Source organism: Ruegeria sp. R13_0 (genome assembly GCF_017743995.1).
Taxonomy (GTDB): domain Bacteria; phylum Pseudomonadota; class Alphaproteobacteria; order Rhodobacterales; family Rhodobacteraceae; genus Ruegeria.
The window spans coordinates 139,275-158,976 of record NZ_JAGHRB010000009.1; the positions used below are offsets into that span (position 1 = coordinate 139,275).

Here is a 19,702-nt window from a genome sequence, read left to right on the forward strand (position 1 = left end):
CTGGCTATAAATATCCCGGGGGAGTCGCGGCTTGCCGCGGCGGGGGCAGCGCCCCCTTCCCCGCTATCCGCCCGTTTTAGCCTTTTTTCTTTCAGCCACGACTTTCTCAGCAAGGTCACGGGCAATCGCAAAAGCGCCTTTGATCTTGTCGCTGTCTTTCTTCCAGTCGCGGCGCACAACGATTTTGTTGTCTTTGACCTTTGCCATGCCGCGCTGGTTCTGGATGAACTCGACCAACCCCTGGGGTGAGGCGAATTTGTCATTGTGAAACTGAACAGTCGCGCCTTTCGGCCCGCCATCCAGTTTCGCAATACCCGCGCGCTTGCACATGGCCTTGATGCGGACCACCAGCATCAGGGTGTTCACCTCTTTGGGCAGCGTCCCGAACCGGTCGATCAGTTCGGCGGCAAACCCTTCCAGTTCCACCTTGGTCGACAGCGACGACAGGCGACGATAGAGGCCCAAACGCACATCCAGATCGGGCACATAATCCTCGGGGATCAGAACCGGTACGCCCAGATTGATCTGCGGCGCCCATTGGTCATCGGCGTCCGAGAGCCCCTCCATCTCACCGGCCTTGATCTTGGCAATCGCCTCTTCCAGCATCGACTGGTAGAGCTCATAGCCCACATCGCGCATCTGGCCGGATTGTTCTTCGCCCAACAGGTTGCCCGCGCCGCGAATGTCGAGGTCCTGACTGGCAAGAGTGAACCCGGCCCCCAGCGTATCAAGCGACCCCAGAACGCGCAGACGCTTTTCGGCGGTGGCGGTCAGCTTCTGGCGGGGTTTCGTGGTCAGATAGGCATAGGCGCGGGTTTTTGACCGCCCGACCCGACCTCGGATCTGATAGAGCTGCGCGAGGCCGAACATATCCGCCCGATGCACGACCATCGTGTTGGCCGTCGGGATATCAAGCCCGCTCTCGACAATCGTCGTCGCCAGAAGCACGTCATATTTACCGTCGTAGAACGCGTTCATGCGGTCGTCGAGTTCACCCGCCGCCATCTGACCGTGGGCAACCACATAGGTCAGCTCTGGCAATTGCTGCTTTAGAAACTCCTCGATCTCAGGCAGGTCCGAGATGCGTGGCACCACATAGAAGCTTTGACCGCCGCGATAGTGTTCGCGCAGTAGGGCCTCTCGGATCGTCACCGCGTCGAACTCGCTGACATACGTGCGGATCGCCAGTCGGTCGATGGGTGGTGTGCCGATGATTGACAGGTCGCGCACTCCGGTAAGTGACAGTTGCAGTGTCCGAGGGATGGGCGTTGCGGTCAGAGTCAGAACGTGGATGTCAGAGCGTAGTTGTTTCAGGCGCTCTTTGTGCCCGACCCCGAAATGCTGTTCCTCATCGATGATCAGCAAGCCGAGGTTGTTGAAACGGATACCTTTCGCCAGCAGAGCATGGGTGCCGATCACAATATCGACTGTCCCGCGCGCCAGCCCGTCTCGAGTCTGCTGCGCCTCTTTCGCCGAAACAAAACGCGATAGCTGCCGGACCTCCAGAGGGAAACCTCGGAAGCGGTCCTTGAACGAGGCCGCGTGTTGACGAGCCAGCAGAGTGGTCGGCGCGACGACGGCCACCTGCATGCCTGACATGGCGGCAACAAAGGCCGCGCGCATGGCGACCTCGGTCTTGCCAAAGCCGACATCGCCGCAAATCAAGCGATCCATCGGAGCGCCGGAATGCATGTCCTCCATGACTTCCGAGATGGCACGCAACTGATCGTCGGTTTCCTGATAGGGGAAGCGCGCACTGAACTCCTCCCACGCGTGAGGCGGTGGGTCCATTACGGGGGCTTTGCGCAGGGCGCGTTCGGCCGCGATGCGGATCAGCTTGTCCGCCATCTCGCGGATGCGCTCTTTCAGCTTGGCCTTTTTGGCCTGCCATGCGCCACCGCCCAGACGGTCCAGCAGCCCTTCGTCATGGCCGTATTTCGACAGCAGTTCGATATTCTCGACCGGCAGGTACAGCTTGGCCGCTTCGGCATATTCCAACAGCAGGCATTCATGCGCCGCACCGGCGGCGGTGACGACCTCCATCCCCATGTAGCGGCCGATGCCGTGGTCCACATGAACCACCAGATCGCCGGGGCTGAGGGATTGGGTCTCGGTCAGGAAGTTCTCGGCCTTGCGGCGTTTCTTGGGCTGCCGGATCAGGCGGTCGCCCAGAACGTCTTGTTCGGCGATCACGGTCAGATCCGCCGTCTCGAACCCATGTTCCAAGGCCCAGACCGCCAGATGGAGGCCCCTTTTGCCGATGCGTGTACCATCGGTGACCGGTATTGCTTCGGCCAGACCTTCATCCTCGATTAAGCCGGTCAGACGCTCTCGCGCGCCTTCGGAATAGGACGCGATCAGGACCGGACCCTTGTCCAGCTTGCCCTTGATGTGGTCCGCCAACGCACCGAACAGGCTGATACTTTCCTGTTGACGCTCAGGCGCAAAGTTCCGCCCGATCCGCCCGCCCGCGTCGATCACACCAGGTCCGCTGGCCTGTGGCAGAGGGCTGAACTGTAGCACGCGCCGATCGCCAACCGACTGATCCCACGCCGCGTCATCGAGATAGAGCAGACCGGGCGGTGTCGGCTTGTACACCGTGTCCATGCGCGAGCGGTTTTCGAGCGCCAGCCGCCGTGTTTCATACTGATCGGCAATCGTGTCCCACCGCGCCAGACGCGCGGATGAGACCTGATCGTCCAGAGAAATCGTTGCTTCTGGAAGATAGTCGAACAGGGTTTCCAGCTTTTCGTGGAAGAAAGGCAACCAATGTTCAATGCCCTGGTGTTTTCGGCCCGCGCTCACGGCCTCATAGAGCGGATCATCCGTACCCGCCGCACCGAATTCGATGCGATAGTTCTGGCGGAACCGGGTGACGGCGGCCTCGTCCAGTATGACCTCGGAAACGGGGGCAAGCTCGACCACTCCAAGCTTTTCGGTGGTCCGTTGCGAGACAGGATCGAACCGGCGCGCGCCGTCCAGAACGTCTCCGAACAGGTCCAGTCGGACGGGACCGGATTCGCCCGGAGGGAAGATGTCGATGATCCCGCCCCGGACCGCGTAGTCTCCGGGCTCCATCACGGTCGGGCTTTGGGTGAACCCCATCCGCACCAGGAACTTGCGCAGGGCGTCTTCGTCCACGCGTTGGTTGACGCGAGCGGTAAAGGCGGCCTCGCGCAGAACCTCGCGCGCGGGGACGCGTTGGGTCGCGGCATTCAGCGTGGTCAGCAGCACGAAACGCTCGGGCATCTGGTGGACCAGTGCTGCAAGCGTGGCCACCCGTGCCGCGGCAATATCCGCGTTGGGCGAGACCCGGTCATAGGGCAGGCAATCCCAACCGGGGAAAACGAAAACCGGCATATCGGGGGCAAAGAACGCAAGTGCTGCGCGCATCCCCTCGAGCCGCTTGTCATCGCGCGCCACATGGCAAACCGGCCTGCCCGAACGTAAGATCTCGTTCAGGACAAGCTGTGCGTCATACCCTTCGGGGGCGCCGCCGACTGTCACGTGGTTCGGAGCCTTCATCCCTGTCCCTTTCAGATTTCGCTATCCCAGAACGCCGATTGAAAGGTTCTGATACATGCCCCACATCGAAGTGACCAGTATCGAGATCATGCCGATGATCTGCGTGTACAGACGGCATCGTGACAGCGTCTTGGCAACGCGATCCAGTGTCAGATCATGCCGCCGCAATCGGCGTGCGTGAAAGATATTGATGAAGGTCACGACGACCAGTGGAAACAATAGCAGGAACACGGCCTGTGCGAATTCAACCCAATAGTAAAAACCCAGCGTCGCCAATGCGGTAAAGACAAAACAGGCCATTGCTAACATCACCATGCCGGACGCCTCGACATAGTAGAGAATGCGGTTGGTATTGATGCGCACGATGTCCAGCAGGTCGATCTCAAGCTGGCCTCCGACGCGGCGCGCACGGACCACCATGTCGTAAGGCACCCCCATCGTCCAGTGACTGGCAGAAGACCAAGTGACCGCCAGAACAATCCAGAACCACAGATTCGAAAAGCTGCGCATGTCGATGAGTTCGAAAATCGAAGAGTACCAGTCCAAACGCAGCCCTTTATTCACAAACCTCAGGGGGTTCTGTCGCGAAAGCGCGTCCATTGATACCCTTGAGCCCTTGGCGGATTCATGCCACCCAATGCGGCAATGTTCAAGGAGGACGCGCCATGAAACCGACCATCGCCCCCTACCCCCAGACCCGCTTTCGCCGGGCGCGTCAGTCCGATGCGATCCGCGGGCTGGTGCGCGAGCATACGCTGACCACCGACGATCTGATCTGGCCGGTTTTCGTACGCGACGGCGAAGGTATTGAAGAGCCGGTGCCCTCGATGCCCGGCGTGATGCGGCGGTCGGTCGACCTGATCGCCAAAGCAGCAGTCGAGGCGCAAGCCCTTGGAATCCCCGCGATCTGCATCTTTCCCTACACCGATGCGTCGCTCAAGACCGAGGATTGCGCCGAGGCCTGGAACCCAGATAACCTCTCGAACCGCGCGATCCGCGCGATCAAGGCGGCGGCACCTGATATCGCGATCATGACCGACGTTGCGCTGGATCCCTACAACATCAACGGCCATGACGGCTATGTTGTCGATGGCGAGATCGTGAATGACCAGACCGTTGAGGCTCTGGTCAAGATGACACTTGCTCAGGCCGAGGCCGGGGCCGATATCATTGGTCCGTCAGACATGATGGATGGCCGGATCGGCGCGATGCGCGCGGCGCTTGAGGCGGCGGGTCATCACAACGTGATGATCCTCAGCTATTCCGCGAAATATGCCAGCGCCTTCTACGGGCCATTCCGCGATGCGGTTGGTGCCTCGGGCGCTCTGACCGGCGACAAGAAAACCTATCAGATGGATCCGGGAAATTCGAACGAGGCCCTGCGCCTGATCGAGCGCGACCTGACCGAAGGAGCCGATATGGTGATGATCAAGCCGGGCATGCCCTATCTGGATATCTGCCGCCGCGTGAAAGACACGTTTGGTGCGCCCACCTACGCCTATCAGGTCTCGGGCGAATACGCGATGATCCAGGCGGCCGCGCAGAACGGGTGGATCGATGGCGACAAGGTGATGCTGGAGAGTCTGCTGGCGTTCAAACGTGCAGGGTGCGACGGAATCCTGACCTATTTCGCGCCGCAGGTCGCACGGGTTCTTCAAGGCTAAAACCCCAGACCTTCGCGATTTTTCGCCGATTGTTTCGCGGGCCGCGACAGCTTTGTCGTGACATGCAGGGCCAATCGGCGTATTCTTGCACATAAGATCGGGAACACCCGACATATCAGGCACAGTTACAGAGATAAAAAACCATGAGCAGTTCCACCCTTCCCCGACTGGACCGTCGCGGCTTTGCCTTGGGCATGGCAGGTCTGACCCTGACCGCAGCCTGCGGCAACGGCGTCGGTAACTCGAACGCGGCCACCCTTGACGCCCGTGTCGACGCAACACTAACCGAGATGTATGCCCGCTACCCCAATACGGTCGAGATCGCAGAAAAAGCCAACGGCATGCTGGTCATGCCCCTGATCACCGAGGCCGGGTTCGTATTCGGCGGCGGGTATGGTCAGGGTGCGCTTCGCATCAATGGCGCTACGGTTGACTATTACTCGGCCGTCAAAGGCACTGCCGGCCTGCAGATCGGCGCGCAACAATATGCCCACGTGCTGTTCTTCATGACCGAGGACGCGCTGAACGACTTCCGCCGCTCCAGCGGTTGGACGGCCGGTGCTGATATCGGCTATGTGGTCAGCGATCAGGGCGACCAGTTGTCGACCGATACGACCACCCTGCTGAGCCCGGTCTTGGCAGCCATCTTTGGCCAGGCGGGCCTGCAGATCGGTGCAACCGTCGAAGGCATCAAATACACCCGCATCATCCCCTGATTTTGTACTACCACGCCCCTCTCTGAAAGACCTCGTCCCCCACTTGGGCCGGGGTCTTTTTCATTGCCACGTCAAGGCAGGTTTCCGCAGTGTTCCTCTTTCGGTCGGGGCGGCCTTGAAGTAACCTCTCGTCACGTGAAGAACGAATACAAGTGGGACGTCCATGGCTCTTGTCTTTCGCTGGTTGATACGCATCACCACGGGTCTTGTCCTGCTGGTTCTTGCCGCCATCGGACTGGTCTATTTTCTGGCCAGCCAATCGCTGCCCGAATACGATCAAACCCTTGAGGTTCAAGGCGTCACTGCCCCGGTTGAGATCATTCGCGACACGGCAAACGTGCCCCATATTCTTGGCGAAACCGACCCGGATGTGTTCTTTGGCTTGGGCTATGCGCACGCGCAGGATCGTTTGTGGCAGATGACCGTTATGCGCCGCACCGCCCAAGGACGTCTGTCCGAGGTTTTTGGCGCGCGCACCGTTACCATCGACAAGCTGTTGCGTCGGCTTGACCTCTATGGCCTGGCCCATCGCTCGGTCGAGGCGCAAGATGACTACACAAAGGCTGCACTGCGCGCCTATTCCGCGGGGGTCAACGCCCGCCTCAGACAGATCAACGAAGAGGCTTTGGGCCGTGGCGCGCCCGAGATGTTTCTGTTCAACGCCCCCGTCTCTCCTTGGCAACCAGGCGACAGCCTCGCCGTGATCAAACTTATGGGGTTGCAGCTGTCGGGCCACCTGAAAGATGAGGTTCTGCGCGCCCGTACCTCGCTGATGCTGGATGATCCGGCGCGGCTGGTCGACATTCTGCCGGACGTGCCCGGAGCCGGTATCGCCGCCCTGCCCGAATATGCCCAGTTGTTTCCCGGCCTGCCGCGCTATGCCACCGGGACGCCGATGCCGGATACGCCGCTGTCGCCGTTCCCCAAACGTGGTCTGGCCGGAGCGTCAAACGCATGGGTTGCCGCGCCGTCGCGATCGGCCAGTGGCGGAACCCTATTGGCCAACGACCCGCATCTGGGCTTCACCGCGCCCGGCGTGTGGTATCTGGCCCATCTGGACCTTGCAAAGGGCGGCGTGATCGGCGCCACAATTCCCGGTATTCCCGCCGTGATGAGCGGCCGCAGCGACCGTTTGGGCTGGGGCCTGACCTCCTCCTATCTGGACGATCAGGACCTGCATATCGAGCAACTCAACCCTGACAATCCCGAAGAATACCTGACCCCTGACGGGTTCAAGGAATTCCAAAGCCGCCCTTCGATCATCGAAATCAAGGACGAAGCCCCCATCACCCTGACCCTGCGCTGGACAGAGAATGGCCCGGTTCTGCCCGGCAGCCACTATGATCTGGAGACGATAACGCCACCCGGACATGTCGCGTCACTATCCTGGACGGCACTCAGCCCGAATGACACGTCGATGAGCGCCTCAATGGCTCTGATGAACGCCGATACCGTACTCGAAGCCATTGACGTCGCAGAGAAATTCATCGCACCGTCGCAGAACTTGTCCCTGGTCGACACCGAAACGATTGGCCTGAAACTGATCGGAGCAGTCCCTCAGCGTGACCGCCTGAACCAAAGCAAAGGGCGCATCCCCACACCCGGCTGGATTGCGGAAAACCGGTGGCAAGGCCGGATGCCCTATGCCACCAACCCCGAGTTCACCTCACCCGCCGGTGGTCTGCTGGGCAATACCAACAACAAGATCATCGACCGTCCATTTCCCAACCATGTCTCATTCGAATGGGGCGACACGCAGCGCGTTCACCGCTGGGAACGGCTGATGCAATCGCGCGAGGTTCATACCCGCGACAGCTTTATCGAGGCGCAACTGGACACTGTCAGCTTTACCGCGCGCTCGCTGCTACCACTGATCGGGGCTGATCTTTGGTTCACCGGCGCCTCGGCTCCCGAGGGCACACCCGAGCGCCAACGCCAGATCGCCCTGTCCCTGCTGGCCGACTGGAACGGTGAGATGAACGAGCATCTGCCGGAGCCTTTGATCTATGCCGCGTGGCTACGCGCTTTGCAGATCCGCCTGATCGGGGATGAACTCGGCCCGCTGGCCAGCGAGTTCAAACATGTGGAACCTCTTTTCATCGAACGGGTTTACCGCGACATTGATGGCGCGTCGGTCTGGTGTGACGTGCGCCAAAGCGCCCCGGTCGAGACCTGCTCGGACATGGCAGAGCTGGCGTTGGACGACGCGCTGATCTGGATCGCCGAGACCTACGGCACCACGCTGGAATCCCTGCGCTGGGGCGATGCCCATCAGGCTACTCATGATCATCCGGTTCTCGGGAACGTTCCGGTCCTGCGCTATTTCGTTAACATTCGCCAATCGACCAGCGGAGGCGACAACACGCTGCTGCGCGGGCGGACCTCAGGTGAAGGACCTGACCCATTCCTGAACGTGCACGGCGCTGGTTATCGCGGCGTCTATGATTTCGCCGATCCCGACAGTTCCGTCTTTATCACCGCAACCGGGCAGTCCGGGCATTTCCTGTCACGCTACTACGACGATCAGGCGCAGCTGTGGCGACGTGGAGAATACATCCCGATGTCCCTCGACATTGATCTGGCGCGGGCCGCCGCAGTGGGTGTCACCACCCTCACCCCGCAATAATCCGCCCATTCGGCGACTCCTCGCCCCGAATTCCGAGGTGTCGTGGCAAGCCTTCCCATTTTGACCTAGGATCACCCACCAGGTGATGTGGGATCCGTGGGGGACGATCATGGCAAGCATTCGGGACATCCTGAACAATCTGGCGCGCGATTACGCCATCGCCTGGAGCTCCGGTGACGCAGAGGACGTCGCGCGTTTTTTCGCGCCTGATGGGCAGATCATCATCAACCGAGGCGAACCCCATATAGGCCGGGACGCCATCATAGAAATGGTGCGTGGTTTTCACGCTGAATTTTCCAACCTCGAAGTGCGATGCGATATGTTTCGCTGGGCTGGATCACACGCGATCTTCGTGAAAACGATGGAAGGGCATCATTCCGAAACCGGTAATCAGGTGGTGGTTCGTGGATGGGAAGAATGGGACCTGACGCCCGAGCACAAGGTTCAATCTTCAATGGGCTGGTTCGATATGGAGGATTTTCACAGGCAGATCACCGGTAGCTAGCCTTCAAAGCCCCGCAAACTGCGCCGCCTGTTTGTCGGTCCAAAGTACCGTAATCTCAAACCCATCTTCCGTCTGCTCCTCGGATCGAACGACATCCTGCCGGAACAGCCACGCGCGCTTGTCCCCTTCGGCGAAGCTCAGCGAGAGAGTGGTTTCACGCCGGACCCCCTGCAGTTTTATCGCGATATCAGCCAGCAGAGGCTCGATCCCATCCCCGGTCACGGCCGAGATCGCAAAGATCGACGGATCGCGGTCAGCGCGCGCCAAAACCGCCTCGCGCTCATCCGCGTCCAGCAGATCGGTCTTGTTCCAAACCTCCAGCATGGGCCGCGCATCATCGACACCCAATGAGGTGAGGATGGCCTGAACGTCGTCGGCCTGTGCTTGTGACTCGTCATGGCTGATGTCGCGCACATGCACGATCAGATCCGCGCCCAGAACTTCCTCAAGCGTTGCCCGGAACGCAGCGACCAGCTCGGTCGGCAGGTTCGAGATGAAACCCACCGTGTCCGACAGAATCACCTCGGGGCCGTCGGGAAGAACAACGCGGCGCATAGTCGGGTCCAGCGTGGCGAACAGCATGTCCTTGGCCATCACCTCAGCCCCGGTAAGGCGGTTGAACAGGGTGGATTTGCCCGCGTTGGTATAGCCCACAAGCGCCACGATCGGGTACGGTACCTTTGCCCGCGCGGCCCGATGCAGCGTGCGCGTTTTGACCACCTTTTGCAGCTGCCGACGCAAACGCACCAATTGCTCATCAATGGCGCGGCGGTCAGCCTCGATCTGAGTTTCACCGGGGCCGCCAACAAAGCCCAACCCACCTCGCTGGCGTTCCAAGTGGGTCCAAGCCCGGACAAGTCGCGTGCGCTGATAGCTGAGCGCGGCCATCTCGACCTGCAAAACACCTTCACGTGTACGAGCGCGATCGCTGAAAATCTCAAGGATCAAACCGGTCCGGTCGAGGATCTTGACCTTCCACGCTTTCTCAAGATTGCGCTGCTGAACCGGCGTCACGGGGCCGTCGATCAGAACCAGTTCGACCTCGCTATCGTGCAACCGTTCGGCCAGTTCATCGATCTTGCCGCTGCCGAACAGAAGACCCGGCTGCGCGCGCGGCAGGCGCACGATCTCAGACCCGATCACATCCAGATCGGGCAATGCGGCAGCCAGTGCCACCGCCTCTTCCAGCGCGGGTCCGGGGACGCGGCGCTGTTCATCTGATTTGATTTCAGGATGCAGCACCCAGGCCCGGGTGCACTTCCTTTCATGCTCCATCAAGAGGCGTCTTCGCCCTCATACAGGTTGATCGGCTGCGATGGCATGATGGTTGAAATCGCGTGTTTGTAGACCAACTGCGACTGTCCGTCGCGGCGCAACAATACGCAGAAATTGTCGAACCAAGTGATCACACCCTGCAATTTCACGCCATTGATCAGGAAAATTGTGACCGGGACTTTTGCTTTCCGTACATTGTTCAGGAACGCGTCCTGCAGATTCTGTCTGTCCGAAGCCATATTTTATTAACTCGCCATTGTTCTTGCTACGCGCTGCGGACCAACGCGCTCCCTCTGGCAGAGTATGGAGTGACGCGCACAGATATTCCAGACGAAAAATCAGGCAGTAACGCTGGGCACGCGCAGTGGTTCAATCCCGCCACAGGGTCGGCGTGATCAGCGCGATGATCGCCAGCGTCTCAAGCCGACCGATCACCATCGCCGCGCAGAGCGTCAATTTCGCCCCACCCGACAGGTCAACCAGGCGGATCGGGACATCCGTCGCAAGCTCGATCAACGGTCCGGTTGTGCTGAGAGCAGCGACACTCAGCACCATGGCCTGTTCGAACCCCGACCCCATCAGGGCCAGCAGCAGGTTAAACAGGGCAAGGGTCAACGCGAACATCATCAGGAAGATCCACGCGATGAAGGCTCCGTCGCTTTGAATGCGGCGGTTGCCGCCGCCGGTGCCGCTGACCGAGGACGGGTGGATCAGCCGGTCAATCTCGCGCGCGCCATTGAGGTAGAGCGCAAAGACCCGCAGCAATTTGACCCCACCTGCCGTGGTGGCGACACCGCCACCAACCAGCGCCAGCCCCATCAGAACCAGCCCTGGGGTCCCCAGACCCGAAAGCTGCTGGGCATCGTTCCAATTGGCACTCTCGAACCCGGCTGTGGTCAGGAACGCAAGGCCCGTGAACAGCATTCCCCAGATCACGTGTAGGGCTTGCAAGGGCTGCAGTTGGCCGCCAATTTCGTTGACCCCTGCCCAAACGCGGAAGAACAGCAGCACAGCGACCGCCAACACGATGAACAGCCCGATCCGGAACTCGGGGTCTTTGTCCAGCCGGGCAAAGCCGCTGGCGGCCGTGTCGGTTGAAAAGGTCAGGCGCGACAGGGCGAAAAGCAGGAAGAGAAACAGGATCATCTCTCCCGTAATGCCCGCCTGCGCGCCCTCCAGCCCACCAACAGGAGAGATGCCCGAGGTCGCCATCACCGACATCGCATGGCAAATCGCAGTCAGGCCCTGCTCTCCGGCGATAAGCAGCAGGATGCAGACCACGGCGGTCAGTCCCGCATAGATCGGCGTCAGGGTGCGGGTCACGCGCAGCAAGCGGCCACGCGGATCGACCTGCTCGCTTTGTGCCACGCCCGATACCGGCCGACCAGGCTGGCCCCGCGCCGTGACCTCGAACCCGCCCAGTGACAGCGGTGCCAAGATCGCGGCAGCCGCGATCCACATCAGCAGGCCACCCATCCAGCCCACCAGCGCGCGCCACAGATGCAACGGTGCGCTGAGGCGGTCGGGGTCGGGGAACAGGTCGGCTCCGGTCGTGGTCAGGGCGCTGACCATGTCGAAATAGGCGTTCAGAAAGGTGGTATTGCCAAGCGCGTCGTGGAACGGGATGGCCAGAAAGATCGGAAGAATGGTGAAGCAACCCAGCAGCACCGCCAACTGCCCCAGCGTCCCCCTCCGCGGCACCCGGTTCGAGGCCGCCAGCGCAATGGTGGACACCAGAAACAGCCCTAGTAGACCGGAATAGAGAAAAGACCGCGAGGTATCGTGATCATCCAGCGCCAGCGCATAACCTGCCGGCACCCACATCGACAGCGCCGAAATCCCCCAGATCAGCAGAAACAGCGGCAAGCGCCGCAAGACCCCAATCCGAGCTGTGACCACACGCGCCATCAGAAGAAATCAATCGAAACCTGCAGCAGCCGTTCGACCTCAGGCACGTCCTTGGCCATGGCAAAGATCGACAGCACGTCCTTTTCGTCAATCCGTAGACTGCCCGTTGGGCGCAACAGCTCGTTGCCTTTGAGAACCGCGCCGACCAGAACTCCTTCGGGGAAATCGATATCGCGCAGTTTCTGCCCGGCCATGGGCGAGGTCGAAAGCACTTCGGCCTCGATCACTTCGGCTTCGGCATCGCCGATGGAATAAACCTGCCGCACCCGCCCGTGCCGGATATGGCGCAGGATCGAGCTGACGGTGGTAGCCCGTGGGTTGATATAGGCGTCAATGCCCAGAGGGCCCATCAACGCGACCATACTGGGGTCATTGATCAGCGCAATCGCCAGCGCGCAGCCTTCGGCCTTGGCGCGCACGGCGGCCAGCATATTGGTACGGTCATCATCTGTGACGGCCAACATCGCATCGGCACGGTCGATGCCCGCCTCGTTCAGCAACGCCGAATCCAGCCCGTCGCCATGCAGGACGATCGTCCGCTCGAGCGCCTCGGCGGCTTTTTCGGCGCAATGGCGATCCCGTTCGATGATCTTGGCCCGCACGCGGCTTTCGCGTTCTTCCAGCGTTCGCGCGACTTCAAGCCCGACATTGCCGCCGCCGACGATCACCACACGGTCCTGCCGTTTTTGCGCTTTGCCGAACACCTCCATCGTGCGGTCGACATCTTTCACGCTGGTGAAGACATAACACTCATCGCCCACGAACAGCTGATCTTCGGATTCAGGCGCAAACAGGCTGCCCTCGCGCCGGACCCCGACCACGATCGAGCTGAGGGTCGAGAACAAATCGGTCAACTGCCGCAGAGGCGTGTTCACGATCGGGCAATCCTCGTCGATACGGATGCCGAGCAGCTGGGCCTTGCCGTTCATGAACATCTCGGTGTCAAAAGCGGACGGGGCCGACAGGCGACGCATGGCGGCGGCGGCGACCTCACGCTCGGGGCTGATCACCACATCAATCGGCAGGTGGTCGCGGCGATATAGGTCTGAGTGGATCGCCTGAAGGTAGGACTTCGACCGCAAACGCGCGATCTTGCGCTGGATGGCGAAAACCGAATGGGCCATCTGGCAGGTGACCATATTCACCTCGTCCGAGTGGGTTGCGGCGATGATCATGTCGGCGTCGCGCGCGCCTGCCCGCTCCAACACATCCGGGTAGCTGGCAAAGCCCGCGATCCCCTGTACGTCCAGCGTTTCCGTCGCCCGGCGCACAAGATCAGGGTTGTTGTCCACCACCGTGACGTCGTTCAGCTCGCCCGATAGATGCCGCGCGATCTGCCAGCCAACCTGACCCGCACCGCAAATGATGACCTTCATGTTTCTGGCCCTTCTGCCTGAAATCTTTGAATGACAGATGGTCCTGAGAGGGTCAATTGAATTGTCATACCCGACCTTTTCGGGCAGAATAAGCATATGAAAACACTCGTTCACCTGCTTGTTCCAGTAATGCTGCTGACCGCCTGCGGCCCGCTTTCCATATACTATCGCGAGGGGGAAAGCGTCTCGAAGATGCAGGAACAAACCACTCAGTGTAAGGTTCAGGCGCTTGAACAGGCACCGGTTGCCAACCAGGTCCGTCAAGGGCCGCCGACCTATTGGCCGGGCCGCACCTATTGCGACGGAAGCGGACGGTGCTATCGGTCGGGCGGTTGGTGGGAGCCTGGGCGCATATACACGGTCGACGTCAACCAACCCCTGCGCAACACGGTTGAGGCACAGTGTATGGCGCAGAAAGGGTTTCGCCCTGTCAGCCTGCCGCCCTGCAAGTCCGGGGTGAAATCCCGTGTTCCGGCGACCCGCACAACGACCCTCCCTCCGCTGAATACGGAATCCTGCTTCGTCAAATTCGATGACGGGTCGTTTCAGATCATCACGCCCGGTCAGGCCGGCTGACGGAGCGCTCGCTTTCGCGCCAATGCGACATGCGCAAGGATCGCAGCCGCGTAGATTCCGATCACTGTGATCAACATGCCGGCCTCGCCCGTCCGTCCAAGGACGGCCAACAGAACAGGCGTGCCCAACAAGTTCCCCGCATTGCCCATTTGCGCCATTGCGCCGTAGCTGAGGGCTTGCGTCTCGGGCGTTTGGTTCAAGATCGGCACAGCGGCAAAACTGCCCCCTTGCACCAGACCCAGCACCGCAAACAGACATACACAAACGAGTTCGAGCGGCACGCCAAGAAACACCCCGGCGATAGCAAACATTCCAAGCGCAAATCCCAGATTGATGACCGAAACACAGGACATGCGGGATAAGAGGATCGGGACCGCGAGCCAGCTCAGAATAATGCCTGCCAAGGGCATGAGGCCTGCGACCGTCGCGGCATGCCCCTCGGGCAGCCGACTCGGCAGGATGGCCAGCAAAGAGACGAAGGTTAAGGTGTAGAAGAACCAACCTATGGCCGGGGCCGACACAAAGGGTGATCGGTAGGTGCGCAGATGCACGTCAATGAGTTCGCTCCAACGCCAAGGGGCAACGTCCTGAGAAGGTTGAACCTTTAATCCACAAAGCAGGATCAGACCCGCGATGGCAATCATCAGGCCGCCATGCAAAGCGAAGAAAAAAGGCAGCCCGAAATGCTCGACGACCGGCAGGCCGATCCAGGCGTTCAGCGCGAAAGCCACGCCGAAGAATGTGCTCCATAACACCATCGAGATATTGCGCGCCTTGCCGCTGGTGATCTGAGCGATCAGCGTAGGCGCGGCGACGACGATGGCGAGGTGCGAGACCCCCTCGACAAACCGGGTGGCCAGCATGGTGTAAAACCCGGGAAGGCTCGCCTGAAAGATCGACAGCGCGCCGCCCAGACACAACCCTCCAATCAGCAGTTTCAACGCCCCGACGCGCCCGACGACGGCACCGGACACAGCACCCAGAACCGCGCCCAGAAGACTGATGATCGACAACAGCCACCCCATGCTCTCGGCATGATCGGGGTAAAGCAACACAAGTTCGGGAAACGGCACGGCAATCTTGGCAAATTGCGTGGCTGCGCCCAGACCGGCCAGCCAGAGGAGAAGAACCTGAAATGCTTGTATCATGGGGCGCTTTTACAGCGCCTGCTCAGCCCAAGGAACGCATAAATTATGCACCCGCTCTCGTCCCGCTGACCAAACGAACCGGCGTGCCGTCAGACAGGTAGAGACGTTCCCAGTAGATTTCTCCGGCACTTATCCGAATACGGTCGTGAATCGCCTCGGAGGTCTGGAACGCCTTGGGCGCGGGCGTGTGCAGATCCCACCACCCTTCGGCTTCCAACTCGGCTTCGGCCTTCTGGATTTCTTCGGTCGCAAACTGCCAGAGCGACACGTCCAAAAGCGCGTTCTGGCTGGTTTTCCAATCCCTTGCCCGACTGGCGGAATAGGCAAGGCATTTGTGGCTCGCCTCTTCGACCAAATGAAGGCAATCGGAGGAATTCATCACCAAGCGCCGCAACGCATTGTCATCGGATCGCTTTGGACCAAGTGCAGCAAAGACTGCTTGTTGCGTGTCCGGAGGCGGCGTTTGTCCGCCTCTCTCCCAACGCGAGATGGTAGCCTGATCTACCTCCAGCAGCTCGGCCAGATAGGCCTGTTTATACCCGACGGACCGGCGCAACCGTTTCAGGCGTTTGCCGAAGCCCGGATAGCCCCGGGTCTCAAGCCACTTGCCCGTGGATGGCACGCCAATACCCATGGTGATCCTCCCGGCAGATTACTCTGCCGGTTCCGGCTCATCAATTTGGGCAACGCGCGCGCCCGATTTGTTCGAGGTCACAACACCCAGCGATTTCAGCTTGCGGTGCAGCGCGCTGCGCTCCATCCCGACAAAGCTGGCCGTGCGGCTGATATTGCCACCAAACCGGTTGATCTGGGTCAGCAGATACTCCCGCTCAAACGCCTCTCGCGCCTCCCGCAGTGGCAGAGTGGCCAGCGCACCGGACAGGACCACACGACCCGAATCCTCGGCCTTGTCCTCATCGCTCGGCAGCTCACGCGCCTCAATCGGGCCTGTGCCATCGCCGAGGATCAGAACACGCTCGATCAGGTTCTTCAACTGCCGGACGTTGCCGGGCCAGGTCATGGTCTGGAGCAGCGCAACCGCTTCCTCGGACAGTTCCCGAACCGGCAAGCCCTGCGTTTCATTGCACATTTCAATGAAATGCTGCGCCAGAACCGGAATATCCTCACGACGGTCCTCAAGCGAGGGGACGTCAATCGGGACAACGTTAAGGCGGTGATACAACTCTTCGCGGAAACGCTCCGCCACGATCTCATCATCGAGGTTTTTATTGGTCGAGGAAATCACGCGCAGATCAACCCGCACCTTGTCCGAGCCGCCAACGCGTTGGAATTGCTGATCGACCAAAACCCGCAAGATCTTGGATTGAGTACCCAAGGGCATATCGGCCACTTCGTCGAAATAGATCACGCCGCCATGCGCTTCTTCCAGCAGGCCCGGCTCCACACCGCGTTCGCTGCTTTCGCGTCCGAACAGAACCTCTTCGACCCGCTCTGGTTCGATTCCGGCGCAATTGACCGTCACGAAGGGCGCGTTGGCCCGATTGGAATGCGCGTGGATATAGCGCGCCGCGATTTCCTTGCCCGAACCCGCCGGTCCGCTCAGCATCACGCGGCCGTTCGACTTGGTGACCTTGTCCAGCTGGCCCTGCATCGCCCGGAACGAGGCCGATTTGCCGATCATATCCGAGCAGCTGACCTCTTTGCGTTTCAGCGAAGCGTTCTCGCGACGCAAGCGCGAAGTCTCCATCGCGCGGCGGATCACGACCATCAACTGGTCAATATTGAAGGGCTTTTCGATAAAGTCATAAGCGCCCTGTTTGATGGCGGCGACGGCGATTTCGATATTGCCGTGACCCGAAATAATCACCACCGGCACATCCGGGTTGTCGCGTTTCACCGCCTTCAGAATATCAATCCCATCCATGCGGCTGTCTTTCAGCCAGATATCCAGGATCAACAGCCCCGGCGGCTCGGAATTGATCGACGACATGCACTCGTCCGAGTTCGCCGCCAGTCGGGTTGAATAGCCTTCGTCCTCCAGAATGTCGGACACCAGTTCGCGAATATCGCGTTCGTCATCTACGATCAGAATGTCGCTCATCTTTGGCCTGCTTTCATTATGTTGGTTTTAATCGCCTGCTTCTGTGGCGCTGAATTGGATGGGAGGTTCGCCCCCGGTAAACGGATCACGGCCATTGCGCCGAAATGGTCCTGTCCGTCAAAGGTGGGCGCGTCTTCTAGCGTCAGCGCTCCGCCGTGTTCTTCGATGATTTTCTTGACGATAGGCAGGCCCAGCCCGGTCCCTTCGTCGCGTGTGGTCACATAGGGCTCAAACAACCGCGCACGGTCTTCCGGCAGCCCGATCCCGTTATCCGCAATGGTGATGATCGTCCCAGCATCATCACTGGAGACCGCCACCTTGATCTGCGGCTTTAGGTTTTCAGGAGCGCCCTTTTCCTTCAGGGTTTCAATGGCTTCCCCGGCATTCTTGATTAGGTTGGTGAATGCCTGATTCAGCATGGTCGCGTCCACATCCACCGGGATCGGTTGGTCCGGAAGATCCGCATCAATCTGCACCTCGGGTTGTCCGGCCTGCTGCAACAGCACCGCTTCACGCACCAGTGCAACAACATCTTCTTCGCGCCGTTCCGGCTCGGGCATGCGTGCGAATTTCGAGAACTCATCCACGATCCGACGCAAGTCATTGGTCTGACGCACGATCACGTCGGTCATGGAGACGAGGATATCGCAATCCTCTTCATCCAGCTTGCGCGAGAACTTTCGCTTGATCCGTTCCGCACTCAGCTGAATCGGGGTCAGAGGGTTCTTGATCTCGTGTGCAATCCGCCGGGCCACATCGCCCCACGCGGCCATACGCTGCGCGCTGACCAGATCGGTGACGTCATCAAAGGCCACAACATAGCCCTCAAGCCCACCGTCTTCGCCCCGCCGTGTGGCCATCCGCACCAGCAGGTTCTCCAACTGGCCTTTGCGGGTGACCTTGATCTCACCTTGCACGGCCTCTTGCCCGCTGTCTTTCAAGCTTTCGAACAAAGGCAGGAATTCGGGCACCGCGATGCCGATGGCCAGATGCTCCTCGCCCCGGGACCAATCCAGCAGCCGCTCGGCTGAGCGGTTGACGAAGGTCACGCACCCTTCCGGGTCCACGCCCACAACGCCCGAGGTCACCGAACTCAGCACCGAATCGAAGAGGCGGCGGCGGCTTTCGATCTGCTGAGTATTCTCAAGCAGCGTGTCCCGCTGACCTTTCAACTGCCGGGTCATCTGGTTGAAGTAGCGACCCAGCATGGCAATTTCGTCATCGCTGGCCTCTTCGATCACCTGCACGCTCAGATCGCCCGCACCGACCCTCTGCGCCGCTGTGGTCAGGCGCCCCACGGGCCGCGAGAGGCGTTCCGCGAACCACATCCCCAACGACATCGCGGCAAGGATCAGGATCAGCGCAAAGCCAAGATAAAGAAGACCGAACTCGAACAGCACCCGCCCGCGTTCGCTTTCAAGCTGTTGATAGAACTGCGCGGTTTCCTTGGTGTCATCCAGCAGGGTCAGCAACTGGCCGTCGACCTCACGACTAACGTAGAGGTACCGGTCCAAATACGCCTGCAAGGGCACCAGCGCGCGGAATTCGTTGTTCTGCCAATCCGCGATGATCAGAAGGCCGCTGTCGGTGGCTTCCGCCATCTGCTCGGGGGTCGGTTCTTCGTAATTGAACAGGTAAGATCGATCGCCGCGCGACCGGATCTCTCCGTCGCCGTCAATCACATAGGCCTCGCGCAAGCCACGCTGGATCTGCGCCTGCCCCTGCGCCAGAACCTCGCGCAATTCCGCATCCGAAATGTAGAAATCGCGGGCGCGCGCATTGTCGAGGAAAAGCGCCAGAACGGCGGCGTCCTGCGTCAGGCCCTGCCGGTGTTCAAGCTCATAAGCCTCGGCCGCCGTCAGCGACGACCCCACAACCTGCCGAACCCGGTCCGAGAACCAGCCTTCAAGGCCGATATTCACCGTCAGCCCGGCGAAGATCGCGACCGTCACCGTCGGCACCAGCGCCAGCAGAGTAAACGCGCCGATCAAACGCAAATGCAGGCGCGACCCCGCCGATTTCGCCCGCCGCGCTGCGATCAGACTGCCCAATTGCCCCAGCACAAGGGCCGCAACGACCAGCACGTAAACAAGGTCAGCCAGAAGAATCAGGCGCAACGTCGGGGCAGTTGCGCCCAGATCGAACGGACCTATGACAAGATACGTCGCAAGCGCCAAGAGCGGTCCCAGAAGAACCAGCCCGAAGGTGCTGTAATTGCGCAGTTTCCGGGATCTGCGCCACCGGTTAACCGATGGGAGAATCCCGCTCTGTGCCCGGGTTGCCACCGTCTGCCCTCATCCTGATGTGCTGCTTTCGCAGCG

At 60.4% G+C, this 19,702-nt stretch carries 15 protein-coding genes; 5 read left to right on the forward strand and 10 right to left on the reverse strand.

The window, feature by feature from the left end; genetic code table 11:
- Positions 1-63 precede the first annotated feature (63 nt).
- Positions 64-3,525 carry a transcription-repair coupling factor gene (mfd, locus tag J7394_RS13415; RefSeq protein WP_209253703.1) on the reverse strand — a complete coding sequence of 1,154 codons (3,462 nt, stop codon included), beginning with the start codon at positions 3,523-3,525 and terminating at the stop codon, positions 64-66.
- A gap of 21 nt (positions 3,526-3,546) precedes the next feature.
- Positions 3,547-4,071, reverse strand: coding sequence for a component of SufBCD complex (locus J7394_RS13420; protein ID WP_209253844.1), 525 nt, complete (start codon positions 4,069-4,071; stop codon positions 3,547-3,549).
- Positions 4,072-4,190: 119 nt separating this feature from the next.
- Here J7394_RS13420 and hemB point away from each other — a divergent pair, with 119 nt between their 5' ends.
- From hemB to J7394_RS13440, 4 genes are all read left to right on the forward strand, one after another.
- On the forward strand, positions 4,191-5,189 hold the full coding sequence (gene hemB, locus J7394_RS13425; protein ID WP_209253704.1) for a porphobilinogen synthase: 999 nt from the start codon (positions 4,191-4,193) through the stop codon (positions 5,187-5,189).
- A gap of 143 nt (positions 5,190-5,332) precedes the next feature.
- Positions 5,333-5,905, forward strand: a complete 573-nt coding sequence (locus J7394_RS13430; RefSeq protein ID WP_209253705.1) for a YSC84-related protein — start codon at positions 5,333-5,335, stop codon at positions 5,903-5,905.
- Between the two features lie 163 nt (positions 5,906-6,068).
- Entirely contained in the window at positions 6,069-8,531 is a 2,463-nt protein-coding gene (locus J7394_RS13435; RefSeq protein WP_209253706.1) for a penicillin acylase family protein, read from the forward strand.
- Positions 8,532-8,640: 109 nt separating this feature from the next.
- On the forward strand, positions 8,641-9,036 hold the full coding sequence (locus J7394_RS13440) for a nuclear transport factor 2 family protein (protein WP_209253707.1): 396 nt from the start codon (positions 8,641-8,643) through the stop codon (positions 9,034-9,036).
- Positions 9,037-9,039: 3 nt separating this feature from the next.
- Here the strand turns inward: J7394_RS13440 and hflX are convergent, their stop codons facing one another.
- The 4 genes from hflX to trkA all read right to left on the reverse strand — a co-directional run bounded on the left by hflX (position 9,040) and on the right by trkA (position 13,595).
- Positions 9,040-10,311 carry a GTPase HflX gene (gene hflX, locus J7394_RS13445; RefSeq protein WP_209253708.1) on the reverse strand — a complete coding sequence of 424 codons (1,272 nt, stop codon included), beginning with the start codon at positions 10,309-10,311 and terminating at the stop codon, positions 9,040-9,042.
- On the reverse strand, positions 10,311-10,550 hold the full coding sequence (hfq, locus tag J7394_RS13450) for an RNA chaperone Hfq (RefSeq protein ID WP_005982826.1): 240 nt from the start codon (positions 10,548-10,550) through the stop codon (positions 10,311-10,313). Before hfq ends, hflX begins: the two co-directional genes overlap by 1 nt.
- Positions 10,551-10,680: 130 nt before the next feature.
- Complete coding sequence (locus J7394_RS13455) at positions 10,681-12,219, reverse strand: TrkH family potassium uptake protein (RefSeq protein WP_209253709.1); 1,539 nt, start codon at positions 12,217-12,219, stop codon at positions 10,681-10,683.
- On the reverse strand, positions 12,219-13,595 hold the full coding sequence (gene trkA, locus J7394_RS13460) for a Trk system potassium transporter TrkA (protein ID WP_209253710.1): 1,377 nt from the start codon (positions 13,593-13,595) through the stop codon (positions 12,219-12,221). The genes J7394_RS13455 and trkA overlap by 1 nt, the downstream gene beginning before the upstream one ends.
- A 96-nt stretch (positions 13,596-13,691) precedes the next feature.
- On the opposite strand from trkA, the gene J7394_RS13465 reads away from it, so the two are divergent.
- Positions 13,692-14,171, forward strand: coding sequence for a hypothetical protein (locus tag J7394_RS13465; protein ID WP_170466659.1), 480 nt, complete (start codon positions 13,692-13,694; stop codon positions 14,169-14,171).
- Here J7394_RS13465 and J7394_RS13470 read toward each other — a convergent pair.
- The 4 genes from J7394_RS13470 to J7394_RS13485 are packed head-to-tail and all read right to left on the reverse strand — an operon-like array spanning position 14,159 to position 19,666.
- A complete protein-coding gene (locus J7394_RS13470) occupies positions 14,159-15,319 on the reverse strand; it encodes an MFS transporter (protein WP_209253711.1) in 1,161 nt (386 codons plus the stop codon). The two genes, J7394_RS13465 and J7394_RS13470, sit on opposite strands and share 13 nt — an antisense overlap.
- Positions 15,320-15,362: 43 nt before the next feature.
- On the reverse strand, positions 15,363-15,953 hold the full coding sequence (locus J7394_RS13475; RefSeq protein WP_209253712.1) for a helix-turn-helix domain-containing protein: 591 nt from the start codon (positions 15,951-15,953) through the stop codon (positions 15,363-15,365).
- An 18-nt stretch (positions 15,954-15,971) separates the two neighbouring features.
- Positions 15,972-17,381 carry a sigma-54 dependent transcriptional regulator gene (locus J7394_RS13480; protein WP_170373861.1) on the reverse strand — a complete coding sequence of 470 codons (1,410 nt, stop codon included), beginning with the start codon at positions 17,379-17,381 and terminating at the stop codon, positions 15,972-15,974.
- Positions 17,378-19,666: a PAS domain-containing sensor histidine kinase gene (locus J7394_RS13485; RefSeq protein WP_209253713.1), complete on the reverse strand. Its 2,289-nt coding sequence runs from the start codon at positions 19,664-19,666 to the stop codon at positions 17,378-17,380. The genes J7394_RS13480 and J7394_RS13485 overlap by 4 nt, the downstream gene beginning before the upstream one ends.
- Between the last annotated feature and the right edge of the window lie 36 nt (positions 19,667-19,702).